The sequence below is a fragment of the Providencia lanzhouensis genome, from assembly GCF_050469745.1.
Taxonomy (GTDB): Bacteria; Pseudomonadota; Gammaproteobacteria; order Enterobacterales; family Enterobacteriaceae; genus Providencia; species Providencia lanzhouensis.
The window spans coordinates 2,294,594-2,308,102 of sequence record NZ_CP174123.1 but is presented as its reverse complement, the minus strand read 5'-3'; the positions used below and the strand labels follow the sequence as shown (position 1 = coordinate 2,308,102).

Here is a 13,509-nt window from a genome sequence, read left to right as displayed (position 1 = left end):
CTTAAATTAATCAATCTGGTTGTATCACTTTGTTTTAATAATTATTTTATTTCACTTTTTTACTCTGGCTTGCATGATTATTCGCTGTCTTAAGTATTAAATAGGCTGATGTTCAGAAAAAAATTTACAGAGAAAGTAAAAAAAATATAATTCATGGGTCTTGTTTAATAACATTGATTATTCATGATAAACCATCATGGTTTATATTTTTATTTGTTTAATTACTTAAATAATATGGAGCTAAATAACTCACCAACTAATACATCTATTAGTGGATATAATAAAAGGAGCATAATTTGATAGAATTTATAAACTCAATCAGCAATCTTATTTGGGGCTCGTTATTAATTTATTTATTACTGGGAGCCGGCTTATATTTTACAATACGATCTAAATTTATTCAGTTTAGGCATTTTGGTCACATGTTCGGAGTACTGAAAAATAGCACTCAATCGGACAGCTCAGGTATTTCTTCATTCCAAGCACTATGTACCAGCCTAGCGGCACGAGTCGGTACTGGAAATCTAACGGGTGTTGCTATCGCGATTACGGCAGGCGGCCCTGGCGCTATATTCTGGATGTGGGTCGTTGCATTATTAGGAATGGCGACATCATTTGTTGAATGCACATTAGCGCAGCTTTATAAAACCAAAGATGACCAAGGTAACTATCGCGGCGGACCTTCTTATTACATGGAGAAAGGCTTAAAACAGCGCTGGATGGGTGTATTGTTCTCCATCTTCTTAATTATTGCATTTGGTTTGGTTTTTAATGCAGTTCAAGCGAACTCCATTGCACAAGCAACTGCTGTGGCATTTGATTTTAACCCACTCTATGTTGGAATTACCTTAGTGATCCTCAGTGGCATCATTATTTTTGGTGGATTAAGATCAATTGCTAAAGTTGCCGAATTTGTTGTGCCAATCATGGCTATTGCTTATTTAGTACTGGCTTTCTGGGTCGTCGGTCAAAATATTGAGCGCTTACCTGATGTCTTTATGCTGATTTTCCGTAGCGCCTTTGGTTTACAGGAAGCCGCAGGCGGTGCAATTGGTTATGGTATCGCTCAAGCGATGACGCAAGGCATTCAGCGGGGATTATTCTCGAATGAAGCCGGAATGGGGTCTGCGCCAAATGCAGCGGCATCTGCGTCACCTTATCCACCACACCCAGCCTCCCAAGGCTATGTCCAAATGTTGGGAGTATTCATGGATACCATAGTGATCTGTAGCGCTACAGCCATTATTATTTTGGCTTCTGGCGTGTTAGATGGTCCGGTGGGTAAAATCAATGGTATTGAGCTGACTCAGCTAGCTTTATCTTCTGCGGTGGGCAGCTGGGGAAGTATCTTCGTTGCGATTGCAATTTTCTTTTTTGCCTTTACATCCATCATTGCCAACTATGCTTATGCAGAAAGCAATATGATATTCTTGGAAAATAATCATACCGCAGGGCTATTTATTTTCCGCTTAGCGACATTGGGAATGGTGATGTTCGGGGCGCTCGGTGAAATGCCACTGATTTGGAAACTTGCGGATATTTCGATGGGCTTAATGGCAGTTACAAACTTGATTGCCATCCTCTTGTTGTCCGGTGTGGCATTTAAACTGGCGAAAGATTACAACCAACAGTTAGGTGCGGGCAAAATTCCAACATTTGATATTAATGATCATCCAGAGCTGAAAAAGCAGCTCAATGAAGGAATTTGGGAAAAGGAGTCGGTTGAGCAGTGGGTTAACAACGAAGCCCATTAATTTTGCAGCTGCTGATCGCTGTTGACTGCATTGACCTCAGTTGAAAATTAATAGAAATGTAAGGCGCTTGGATTTATTTCTAAGCGCCTTTTTTATTATTCATTCTCTGGTTAATAAATATAAAAAACTTGCTTTATTGTCTTTAGAGCGTAAGGTTTTGGAGGAAAATAATAACCAAGATAAATATGAAATAAGGTGTTGATCAGGAAGATGAAACTCGGACGATACGCAGCAACATTTTACGGGGTCGTGTCCATATTATTGTGGAGCACGATGGTAGGGCTTGTTCGCAGTACGAGCGAAAACTTTGGCCCTATTGGTGGTGCGGCACTTATCTATTCGATAGGGAGCCTAGTTTTGGTTGTTGTAATGGGATTGCCGAAAATTCATCTTTTCCCTAGACGTTATTTGTTCTGGGGGGCATTTTTATTTGTTAGCTATGAAATTTGCTTTATTTTAGCTCTAGGGCTTGCCAATACTCGTCAGCAAGCCATTGAGTTGGGTATGGTGAATTATTTATGGCCGAGCTTCACAATTGCGTTAGCGGTTTTATTTAATCGGCAGCGTTTTAGCCTATTACTGATTATTGGGCTTATTTTAGCGTTTGCAGGCTTATTGTGGGTTATCTCAGGGGATCAACCTTTGTCCCTGAATGCGATTCTTTCAAATATTCAAAGTAACCCACTGAGCTACGGCTTAGCCTTTGTTGGTGCATTATTGTGGGCTTTCTATAGCAATATTACGAAACGAATGTCGAATGGCTGCAATGGTATGGTGCTGTTTTTTATCATGACATCGGTCGGATTGTGGATCTTATTTATCTTTTCGACGCCAGCACCATTTAATATCAATGTGAATAGCATCAGTTTGTTATTTGTCACTGCTATTGCAACTGGCGGGGCGAATGCACTTTGGACAGTGGCAATCATTAAAGGCAATGTGGCTTTTCTCGGGACATTGTCCTATTTCACTCCTGTTATCTCTACAGCGTTTTCTTCAATGTTATTGAGCACCGCATTAACACTGGGGTTCTGGCAAGGTGTCTTGATGGTAACCATAGGGTCAATCACCTGTTTTATTGCGACAAGGCGCTGAGTTATGTTTGGGCGTGTAACGAACACTAATAGCGCCGAGGATAAAAATCACACCAAGTAGCTGCAATACCCAATGTTCTGGTAAGCCATGTTGAACAGCATCGATAATGACGCTGGAAAGTACTTGACCACTAATAGCGAAAATAGTGGTTAGTGTGGCGCCAAGTAATGGCAAAACATAGCTGTTTATGATGACAAAGCAAGCACCAATGACGCCTCCTGTAAACGCAATGAGAGGAATGTTTTCAAAGGTAATGTTAAATGAGTCTTGGGCGAACCAAATAATCATGCTTAATAATAAAAATCCCACAACATGATTAATTAAAGAGGCATAAAAAGCATTGGTGACTTGAGATAGCCCTCCATTAATGCTTCGGCTCAGAATAATACAAATTCCATTAGACAGTGCGATCATAATAAAAAACAGTAACATAGATTATTTCCCCAGAATGATGAATGTTGAGCCAATCAGTAGTAGCAACACCGTAATTCCATCCTTTAGCGTTACTTTTCGTTTGGCTAACCCTAAAAATCCTATATGGTCAATGAGTAGCCCTGCCACTATTTGCCCTGTTAGCATCAATACAATGGAACCTGAAAGTGAAAGAGGGCTGTTGACCGTGATCGCGGCGAGTAACACTGTAAAGGCACCAGGGATCCCACCGAGATAGCTCCAGCGGGGAATTTTGTGGTTTCTTTGTGTTTTTCCCAATCGACCTTTGACCATCAACCAGATCAGCAAAGCAACCATGCTACCTATTCCGTGAGTCAACCAAGAGGCTTGTAGTGGCGAGGTAAAAGTAGATAAATAGCTATTACTCATGATCATCAATGTGAGTAAAACACCGGAACACACGGCGATCAGCGAAAGTAAAATCTCTTTTTTCATATTGATTAATTCGGGGTGAATGATTTGCGAAGTATAGAGATTGTCGATGATGAGAAAAACCGTTATAAAGGAAAAACTGTGTTTCTATTAAGTTGACAATAATGAATGTTGATTACACGCTACTCCCTATTTTTATCGCTATTGTCGAGCAGGGCAGCCTGACAAAAGCAGCAGAATCACTGCATATGACAAAATCGGCGGTGAGCAAAAAGTTGATAGCGTTAGAAGCGCAAACGGGGATCCGTTTAATTACACGCTCAACTCGCCACCTGCAACTGACAGAAGCGGGTGAGCTTTACTATTCCTACCTGAAAAAAGCCCATCAAGCGATTAACGAGGGCAATGAAATGCTCTCTCGTTACAGTGGTTCGGTCGATGGAACATTAAAAATCAGCGCTCCAATGGTATTTGGTCATTTGCACTTAACCGCACTGCTTCCCGAGTTTTTGAAACGCTGGCCACAATTACATGCAGAGATCGTGTTTGACGATAAGCTGGTGGATTTAGTGGGTGATGGCTTTGATATGGCAGTGCGAATAGGCGAATTACAGGATTCTTCGTTAATTTCTCGAACGTTATCACCTTGCCATAGTGTTTTGTGTGCTTCCCCGAAATGGCTTGAGGAACATGGAAACCCGAATAATCTTGATGAACTCGCTGAGCATAACTGCCTTTTATACAGCTATTTCCAAGCAGGGCAAACATGGTTGTTTACCTATCAGGGAAAGAAAGTTCGATTTACCCCGACGGGGAATTTTCGGGCAAATAGCAGCCTCGCATTGCACCAAGCCGCTTTACAGGGGCTTGGTATTTGCCAGCTACCTCAATTTATTGTCGCACCGGATATTCTCGCTGGGCGATTGGTCACGGTGTTACCGGAGTATCACTTGCCGCTGCATCATATTTATGCGGTCTATCCAAACCGGAAGTTTTTACCTAAAAAGGTGGCGACTTTTCTCGATTTCTTACAGGAAACGCTCGGAAGTTCAGGGGATTATCAGAAAAATTATGAATTGAAATTATTGTGAGTTTTCTGGAATAAGGTCGCTAAAAAATAAAAATCCGAATGTCAGCAATATGCCAACATTCGGATTTTAAATATCAAGATTAAGCTAAGTTTTGCTCAGCAACAGGCTCGCTTTTCGCGGTCAATTTGCCGATAAACATCGAGATAATAAACGCGATAATCCCTGGAATTAACCAACCCATACCTTGCTCAAACAGCGGTAAGTAGGTGATTAGGTTTGCTTTTACTGTTGTGCTTAATAATTCCATATTATTTAGCGTATCGAATAGGCTCATCAGTACAACTACGCCAATGGTGATCCCATAAGTGACCCTAGGAGCAGCCATAAATTTGCGTGCAAATTGCAGGAAGACGATAGTGACCGATGAAGGATAAATCATCAGCAGAGCCGGAATAGTGACGCGCAATAAAGTATCGAGACCAAACGTGGACACGACAGTGGTTAGCATCGTGAAGAAAACCACCCAGAAGCGATAACTTAAACGGTGATGGAAAGTGGCAAAGTAATCTGCACAGGCGCTGGTCACACCCACTAACGTGGTCATGCTTGCCAGTAATACAATTCCGCACATGATCCACGTACCTACCGCACCAAATAGGACATCGACGTAACGAGAGAAGATCTGTCCGCCGTTGGTGGCTGTATTCGCCACTTGTTCACTGGTCGCGCCTAAATAGAACAGGCAGATATACAGTGCCGCGAGTAAGCTCACTGAAATTAAACCCGCTTTAATCGTGATGGTTGCGACTTGGCGTGGTTCAGTGATCTGTTTTGAAGCTAATGCACGCGCCACAATCCCGCCAAACGCCATCGCAGATAGTACATCCATGGTTTGGTAACCATCAATTACGCCGCCAAAGAAGGCAAATTCTGCATACTGTTTAACAGGGGGATTCATATCAGAAAGCGGGTCAATGACCACGGCAATCCCCACTACCACTAATAAAACAAGTAACGCTGGAGTCATAAACTTACCAATCGCGCTGATCATGGTGCCTTGCTTCAACATGAAGAACATCGAGGTAAAGTTAAAAATGAGCGCGAAAGTGAGATGAGAAAATGTGCTTTTTTCAACGAAGCCTAATGGTAAAAAGCCCATTTCAAATGCGGTATTCGTCACCCTTGGCATCGCAAATGTGGAGCCGACAATTAGGTAGAGTGCAACCCAGAAAATGACCGCAACCCATTTAGGCAAATCAACAGAAAGCTTTTCACCACGTCCTTTTACTGCAACTGTTACTAAGGTTAAGAAGGGTAATAGAACACCGGTGATCAGAAAACCTAATGAGGTATCAAACCAGTCTGTCCCTGATTGATAGCCTGCCATCGGTGGAAAGATGATATTTCCCGCGCCTAGAAATAAGGCGAATACCATCATCCCCAGAATTAACATATCTTTAGTCGAAAACATTTTACTACCTGTTAGTGATGTGGGTTTTATTGTACTTATAGATGAATGACAATTTTTTAAAAGAGGCAGATAGTATCAAATTTGGAAGAGTAAGTAAGGTAAAGGATAAAATAGCCCTAAGAGAAAGACAGGAGATGGATATGCCAGAATGGGGATGTCTAGGCATATCCAGTTAAATTGTATTTTGGTCTAGAGATTTGAACTTTAAATTAACTGCTCACTAGATAATAAATTTGTTTATTGCGACAGCAACGCCATCACAATCGTTGGTATCGGTGACAAATTTCACTATTTCACGAATATGTGGCGCAGCATTTCCCATTGCAACCGAAACACTCGAATACTGTAGCATGGCAACATCATTATTTTGGTCACCGATGCTCATGACTTTATCCGGCGTGAGAGATAATTTCTCACATAACACTTTTAGTGCAGAGCCTTTGCTTGCATCCTTATTCGAAACTTCGAGGAAATAAGGACTAGTTTTGATCAGCGAGTAGTTTTCAAAGGTATTTTCAGGAATATAGCTGATACCTACATCCAGTTTCTCGGGATGGTCAATAATCATGATTTTGGTAAAACTGAGCGAGCTATCCATTTCGTTAACTGGGCAATACACCAAAGGGGTATTGGTGAAATAGGCATCATGAATGGTATAGCGGCTAATATGACGATTCGCAGTGAACATGGTGTTGTCTGCAAGGGCGTGCATATGAACCCCCACGTTGTTAGCTAGTTCAGCAAAATATTGATAATCTTCAAAATCTAACAAGTTTTCATACAGGTGGCTGCCATCATTGGCTTGATGGATAACGCTGCCATTGTTACTGATGCAGTAGTTACTGGCGGTGTCTAATCCAAGTTCTTGAAGGTAGGGCAAAATGCCAGAATAGGGGCGACCTGAGGCAAGGACAATTCGCACACCTTGTTTGTGCGCGCGGGTAATGGCTTCTTTCACTGCGGGAGAAATTTGGTGCTGCGAATTGAGTAACGTGCCATCTAAATCAATGGCGACCAGTTTGATTGACATCAATGCCTCCTAAAATAGAACTTTTACACGTACCTTACTCTGATTATCGAGAATGTAAATTATCTAAGAGGGCAACGGATAAGTTGCTCAGTAAAAAGGATGAGAATACCCATGTTTTATCGCATTAAAACTGAAAAAATTCAGGTTAATGCGCGTAAAACAAATTCACTCATCATCCGGGATTAGGTGTAATGGCTCTTTTACATCCAAATGAATTTGGTCATTTTGACGAAAATCAAACGGCGTAATGCCATATTCTTTGCGGAACATATAGGTAAAGTGAGATTGCGAGCCGAAGCCAAAATCTAACGCAATATCAAAAATACTTTGGCTGCTGTTTCTTAATAAATTTACGGCGCCAGCCAGTCGGCGCTGACGGATATATTTTCCTAAGGAGATTCCTGTGACCTCCTTAAAGATTTTTTGCATATGCCAAAGGGAATACCCAGAATAAGCAGCGAGTTCTTCCAAATGGATGACTCGACCTAAATGCTCTTCGATCCATTTACTTAGAGCATTAACAAGTGCTACGTGGTTATCTTGTGCCATCTCAAATTCATTCTTATTTTACGGTAACCGAAGTATACACAACTTCATTTCACCATGACAAAGGTTGGTTGTGCGGTATTACAGATTTATGTATAAAAATCACACAATAATAGCCAGTTATTTATCAAGAGCTGCAAAAATAAACAATTGTTTTCTTGAAAACGATGAATAGCCCATTTTACGAAACTAAAGACGATAATATCGATTAATATTGCCAGATGATGTGACTATTAAGAACCCCATTATCTATGCGAAATATGCTATTAATCATCAGCATTGTAATTATTTGTGCTTTTTTATACCTCTTGGCGATGAATAATCTCTGCGATCAGGGCGGGGATGATTTTCAACTCGGTGTTTGCCGCGTGACGGGTTTGTTACCATTTTGAGTTTGCATTTTGCAACGTCTTACAGGATATTAGTTTGTCATTATTTGGAAACATTAGAAGACAGGCAGAAAGCCAGCTTTACAGTTGTATAATTGCGAGTGGAGTTCATGCAAAAATTCAAATAAACTTGCGTGATTATCACAACTGTGGACGATAACAAAAAGCTAGAGGATGAAGGGTAAAGATATGGCGCAACAGACGCTAAAGCGCGGATTGAAAAACAGGCATATTCAGTTAATTGCCTTGGGGGGCGCTGTCGGTACAGGGCTATTTTTAGGGATAGCAACCACCATCCAAATGGCAGGTCCGTCGGTACTACTTGGGTATGCATTGTGTGGATTTATCGCTTTTCTGATCATGCGTCAGTTAGGTGAAATGATTGTTCAAGAGCCTGTTGCTGGGTCATTTAGCCATTTCGCATTCAAATATTGGGGCGGTTTTGCCGGGTTCCTCTCGGGTTGGAACTACTGGGTGATGTTTATCCTCGTGGGGATGACTGAACTGACCGCTGCGGGTAAATATATGCAACACTGGTGGCCTGAGTTACCTATTTGGGTTTCGGCACTGGTGTTTTTTATTGCGGTTAATGCAATTAACCTGATTAATGTTCGCTCTTATGGAGAAACCGAATTCTGGTTTGCGCTAATTAAAGTTGTTGCGGTTATCGCGATGATTTTATTTGGCTGTTACTTACTGTTTAGTGGCCATGGCGGCCCTCAAGCCAAAGTGAGTAACTTATGGGAATACGGCGGCTTTTTTGCCAAAGGCTATAATGGGCTATTAGTCGCGCTGGCGATTATTATGTTCTCATTTGGTGGATTGGAATTAGTGGGGATCACCGCGGCAGAAGCGGAAGATCCAGATAAAAGCATTCCAAAAGCCATCAATCAAGTGGTTTACCGTATCTTAATTTTCTATATCGGCTCACTGGCGGTATTACTGGCGCTGTATCCGTGGGTGCAACTGGATGGCAAAACTAGCCCCTTCGTACTGATTTTCCATGAGCTGGGTGATTTACTCGTTGCCAATGCATTGAACGTGGTGATTTTGATTGCGGCTCTGTCGGTTTATAACAGTGGTGCTTACTGTACTAGTCGCATGCTGTATGGTTTAGCACAACAAGGTAACGCACCGCGCTTTATGGCAAAAGTGAATAAAGGCGGCGTGCCTGTAATGGCGCTGATTGTTTCAGGTATCGCGACTTCTGGCGGGATCTTGATTAACTTCGTGATGGAAGGCAAGGCATTTGAATTACTGATGTCCTTAGTGGTAACGACGCTGGTGCTAAACTGGATTATGATTTGTGTTTCTAACTTGAAATTTAGAGCCGCGATGAATAAACAGGGTATTGAAACGAAGTTTAAGAGTATTTGGTATCCGTTTGGTAACTATCTGTGTTTAGCATTCTTGTCGCTGATCTTGATTATTATTCTGACAATGGATGGGTTACGCGTTTCTGTACTGATTATGCCTCTTTGGATCGCGGTTCTGTGGGTTGGTTATCAATTCTCAGGTGCTAAAAAACAAGGTGTAGAGAGCAAAGCGTTATAGCCTTATCAATCAGTAAAAGACCAGATAAATAAAAAACAAAAAACCGGTAAGATTTTTAATCTACCGGTTTTTTTATGCTGGCTTTTTGGTCAATCAGCCTCTAGCGAGATGAGTTTAAACGCTTACCACTGCCAACGTAACCAAGCAAACAGGACGTTACCGTTATTGTATGTTCCTGGAATGTAGGTCGCTTGAACAGAAAGCTTATCATATTCAATAGAAACTAAAGGCAGAGGCGCAGGGAGTGGAATATAGCTATATTCCTCACGCGCGGTAATACCTAATGTGAATCCCGCCCCCATACGGAAGCCATCAAGATCGCCCGGGATCCACATTTTTTGGAAACCATAACCCACGATTGGCTCGACTTTATTATGGGAATCCATAAATGCCATTGCGTAGAGTGCATGCCAGTCATTATCTTCATCATAACGATATTTACCAATACCAAAGCCCCATGGCTCTTCATTATAGGTATCTGTTTTTTCTTTATCGTACATAAGACGGTTATGCCAAGTGAAGAACGGGATATACAGCTCATATTTGTCAGAATCCCAAGTGGTGCTGACATTATTAGTGAATTTATCCCATAAACCGACTGACTGCTCTTCAGCAAATGCAGGCGATGACATGCAGATTGAAGCGCTCAGAATTGCCGATGCGCCTACAACCAACTGTATGTTTTTATTAACTCTCATTGTGGATCCAATCTAGTTTTATCTGATAGATGAGTCATGATAGACATTGACAATGATGACATCATTATCGCAATTGTAATAATTGTAGTGGAAATTATTTTAATAAAGATAAGCTAAATAGGACAGCAATAAATGGTTAAATTAGGATAATGACGTATTGGGATCGTAATTTGCTGTAAGGAATCAACTCAATATTGATATCAATTTTTTGATATTAGAATGAATCAATTAGCTATAACCATTTGATTATTAATTATAAAAATCAAATTTATTTTTGATGAAAATCAATCGCATTTAATTATTGAAGACAATGGATAATCTGCTAGTAATTAGCATTGTGTATGAGACAATTCATTTAAGGACGTTATTTAATTAACTTAATGATTTTTATTAAGTTAAAAAGACGTAATAAGCGCAATATGACTAAGGTCAATTATCTTTCTAAAGGCAATTGTTTTACTGAAGACAATTATTTTACTGAAGACAATGGAGAGGGCACTAATGAGAGTGAATGCATTAACGATTGCGGGAACGGATCCATCTGGTGGAGCCGGTATTCAAGCAGATCTGAAAACATTTTCCGCACTCGGTGCGTATGGAACCAGTGTGATGACTGCGCTGGTGGCACAAAATACGCAAGGTGTTCAAGCCATCCATAATATCCCTTCAGACTTTGTTGCGGCCCAATTGAACTCTGTTTTAAGTGATGTCCGTATTGATGCCGCGAAAATCGGCATGTTATCTAATCGAGGCAATGTTCAAGTTGTCGCCAATGCGTTGAAAAAAACACCCGTGCCTTATGTGGTGCTCGATACGGTGATGGTAGCTAAAAGCGGAGATCCGCTATTATTGCCAGATGCGGTGGAGACGCTAAGACGCGAGCTTTTACCTATGGTTTCGCTGATCACGCCAAATTTGCCCGAAGCGGCAGTATTACTTGATGAGCCGATGGCACAAACGGAAGAACAAATGCGTGAGCAAGGGCAACGTTTACTGCAATTAGGTTGCCAGAGTGTCTTGATGAAAGGCGGGCACTTAATCGATTCTCAAAGCCCTGATTGGTTGATCACCCCAGAAGGTGAGTGGCGCTTCACATCGGTACGTATCGATACCAAAAATACCCATGGTACAGGATGCACATTATCAGCTGCATTAGCTGCACTGAGGCCGCGTTTTGAGGATTGGCAACAAACAGTTGTGGAAGCAAAAGCCTATTTGCAAGGGGCGCTAGAGCAAGCGGATAGCTTAGAAGTTGGTAGTGGTTTTGGGCCTGTACATCATTTTCATCGCTGGTGGTGAGAATTTTGAGGGACTAGAAAAAAGAAATGGCTAGCTCAAGGGAGATTGAGCCAGCCAAGGAGGTGGTTCCTAGTCTTAATTTATGACTTTCTAGTTCTTCGTTTTCGACAGTGACTATACGATATAGAATAACCAATTGATGTGATCTGTTGCATAAATTTGGATATTGAGTGCACTTTTTAACGAAACTGTCAATAACGAGAATGATTCTCAACTAAAATAAAGCATAAAATGGCCGTTTTTTACACGAATACCTAAGAAAAAACCCATAGTCATCGACCATGGGCTTCTATTTAGTAAAACGTGTTTAGTAATAAGCGATGGAATGCTTAGTCAGTTTACGCTTTTTCTGCTTTTACGCTTTTTCTTCTTGGGCTTGGTGCGGATCTCGAGTAGTCGTTCCTGTAAGATTGCGGATCAACAAACCAAAATTCACATCCACATCTTCAGGAATTGGCAGATAAACTACATGTCCATTACCTGGAGCAACTTCAATAGATTCACCTTTGCGGTTAGTTAATGCATCCAGAGTAAAGACGATATTACCTGACGGTGTCATTAACTCTAAGCTGTCACCGACGCTAAATTTGTTTTTCACATCGACTTCCGCTAAGCCATTCACTCGGTTGCCTGTGAATTCACCGACAAATTGCTGGGTATCCGAAACGGAATAGCCATATTCATAGGTTTGGTAGGCATCATGGGTGTGACGACGTAAGAAACCTTCGGTATAACCACGGTGTGCTAATCCTTCAAGGGTAGAAAGCAGGGTTGGGTCAAATGGCTTACCCGCTACCGCATCATCAATGGCGCGGCGATATACTTGGGCTGTACGAGCACAATAATAGAATGATTTAGTACGACCTTCGATTTTCAGTGAATGAACGCCCATTTTGGTCAGTGTTTCAACGTGTTCGATGGCGCGTAAATCTTTTGAGTTCATGATGTAAGTGCCATGTTCGTCTTCAAAGGCGGTCATGTATTCGCCCGGACGCATCGCTTCTTCAATCATGTAGACTTTATCGGTTGGAGCACCTTCACCGAGTGTTGGCGCTACGTTTTTAACGGGGATTGGTTCATGAACATGCACGATGTTACCCACATCGTCTTCTTTGCCTTCTTGAACTTTATATTCCCAGCGACACGCGTTAGTACAGGTGCCTTGGTTAGGGTCACGCTTATTAATATAACCAGACAGCAGGCAGCGACCAGAATATGCCATACACAGCGCACCGTGTACAAAGACTTCCAGCTCAATTTCAGGCACTTGCTGGCGGATTTCAGCGATTTCTTCCAACGATAATTCGCGGGATAAAATCACGCGAGTTAATCCCATTTGTTTCCAGAATTTTACGGAAGCCCAGTTGACGGCGTTAGCCTGAACCGACAAGTGAATATCCATCTCCGGGAAGGCTTCACGCACCATCATAATCAGACCAGGGTCTGACATAATCAGTGCATCGGGTCCCATTTCAATCACGGGAGTCAGATCACGAATAAAGGTTTTTAACTTGGCGTTATGTGGCGCGATATTGACGACCACATAGAATTTTTTACCCAGCTCGTGGGCTTCGTTGATCCCTTTCGCGAGATTCTCATGGTTAAATTCGTTATTACGCACGCGTAAGCTATAACGTGGTTGGCCAGCGTAAACCGCATCGGCACCGTAAGCGAAAGCATAGCGCATGTTCTTCAAGGAACCTGCTGGGGATAATAATTCTGGTGTAAACATGTTAGTTCTCAGTCTGATGTCAGGTCAGCACCAAGCCGGATGGCTTGGTGTAAAAATTCGAGGGTGGGGATTTTAACGCTAAATG

The 13,509-nt window shown here is 41.8% G+C and carries 13 protein-coding genes; 6 read left to right on the top strand and 7 right to left on the bottom strand.

The window, feature by feature from the left end; all coding sequences use genetic code 11:
- The first annotated feature begins 296 nt into the window (after positions 1-296).
- Together ACIH2S_RS10855 and yddG are read left to right on the top strand one after the other, a co-directional pair.
- Positions 297-1,754, top strand: coding sequence for an alanine/glycine:cation symporter family protein (locus ACIH2S_RS10855; protein WP_108478021.1), 1,458 nt, complete (start codon positions 297-299; stop codon positions 1,752-1,754).
- A 210-nt stretch (positions 1,755-1,964) separates the two neighbouring features.
- On the top strand, positions 1,965-2,849 hold the full coding sequence (yddG, locus tag ACIH2S_RS10850) for an aromatic amino acid DMT transporter YddG (protein ID WP_036953158.1): 885 nt from the start codon (positions 1,965-1,967) through the stop codon (positions 2,847-2,849).
- Here yddG and ACIH2S_RS10845 read toward each other — a convergent pair.
- Positions 2,817-3,281, bottom strand: a complete 465-nt coding sequence (locus tag ACIH2S_RS10845) for a DMT family transporter (protein WP_036953160.1) — start codon at positions 3,279-3,281, stop codon at positions 2,817-2,819. The genes yddG and ACIH2S_RS10845 overlap by 33 nt on opposite strands.
- Positions 3,282-3,284: 3 nt before the next feature.
- Positions 3,285-3,737 (bottom strand): DMT family transporter, encoded by a 453-nt coding sequence (locus ACIH2S_RS10840; RefSeq protein ID WP_036953162.1) that lies wholly within the window; start codon positions 3,735-3,737, stop codon positions 3,285-3,287.
- Between the two features lie 101 nt (positions 3,738-3,838).
- Between ACIH2S_RS10840 and ACIH2S_RS10835 the strand changes: the two genes are divergently transcribed.
- Positions 3,839-4,765: a LysR family transcriptional regulator gene (locus ACIH2S_RS10835; RefSeq protein ID WP_196712399.1), complete on the top strand. Its 927-nt coding sequence runs from the start codon at positions 3,839-3,841 to the stop codon at positions 4,763-4,765.
- 79 nt (positions 4,766-4,844) lie between these two features.
- Here the strand turns inward: ACIH2S_RS10835 and brnQ are convergent, their stop codons facing one another.
- The 3 genes from brnQ to ACIH2S_RS10820 all read right to left on the bottom strand — a co-directional run bounded on the left by brnQ (position 4,845) and on the right by ACIH2S_RS10820 (position 7,755).
- Positions 4,845-6,176 carry a branched-chain amino acid transport system II carrier protein gene (gene brnQ, locus ACIH2S_RS10830; RefSeq protein WP_036953165.1) on the bottom strand — a complete coding sequence of 444 codons (1,332 nt, stop codon included), beginning with the start codon at positions 6,174-6,176 and terminating at the stop codon, positions 4,845-4,847.
- Between the two features lie 220 nt (positions 6,177-6,396).
- Positions 6,397-7,206 carry a sugar-phosphatase gene (gene yidA / locus ACIH2S_RS10825; protein ID WP_108478022.1) on the bottom strand — a complete coding sequence of 270 codons (810 nt, stop codon included), beginning with the start codon at positions 7,204-7,206 and terminating at the stop codon, positions 6,397-6,399.
- 165 nt (positions 7,207-7,371) lie between these two features.
- Entirely contained in the window at positions 7,372-7,755 is a 384-nt protein-coding gene (locus ACIH2S_RS10820) for a helix-turn-helix domain-containing protein (RefSeq protein WP_036953169.1), read from the bottom strand.
- A 248-nt stretch (positions 7,756-8,003) separates the two neighbouring features.
- Between ACIH2S_RS10820 and mgrB the strand changes: the two genes are divergently transcribed.
- Together mgrB and ACIH2S_RS10810 are read left to right on the top strand one after the other, a co-directional pair.
- The gene (gene mgrB, locus ACIH2S_RS10815) at positions 8,004-8,144 is read left to right on the top strand and encodes a PhoP/PhoQ regulator MgrB (RefSeq protein ID WP_071992159.1); all 141 of its coding nucleotides are present in this window, start codon (positions 8,004-8,006) and stop codon (positions 8,142-8,144) included.
- A gap of 186 nt (positions 8,145-8,330) precedes the next feature.
- Positions 8,331-9,695, top strand: coding sequence for an amino acid permease (locus tag ACIH2S_RS10810; RefSeq protein ID WP_036953171.1), 1,365 nt, complete (start codon positions 8,331-8,333; stop codon positions 9,693-9,695).
- Positions 9,696-9,817: 122 nt separating this feature from the next.
- Here the strand turns inward: ACIH2S_RS10810 and pagP are convergent, their stop codons facing one another.
- On the bottom strand, positions 9,818-10,393 hold the full coding sequence (gene pagP, locus ACIH2S_RS10805) for a lipid IV(A) palmitoyltransferase PagP (RefSeq protein WP_036953173.1): 576 nt from the start codon (positions 10,391-10,393) through the stop codon (positions 9,818-9,820).
- 501 nt (positions 10,394-10,894) lie between these two features.
- Here pagP and thiD point away from each other — a divergent pair.
- Positions 10,895-11,692, top strand: coding sequence for a bifunctional hydroxymethylpyrimidine kinase/phosphomethylpyrimidine kinase (gene thiD, locus ACIH2S_RS10800; protein ID WP_036953175.1), 798 nt, complete (start codon positions 10,895-10,897; stop codon positions 11,690-11,692).
- Positions 11,693-12,047: 355 nt separating this feature from the next.
- Here the strand turns inward: thiD and yegQ are convergent, their stop codons facing one another.
- Entirely contained in the window at positions 12,048-13,424 is a 1,377-nt protein-coding gene (gene yegQ / locus ACIH2S_RS10795) for a tRNA 5-hydroxyuridine modification protein YegQ (protein WP_108478024.1), read from the bottom strand.
- Between the last annotated feature and the right edge of the window lie 85 nt (positions 13,425-13,509).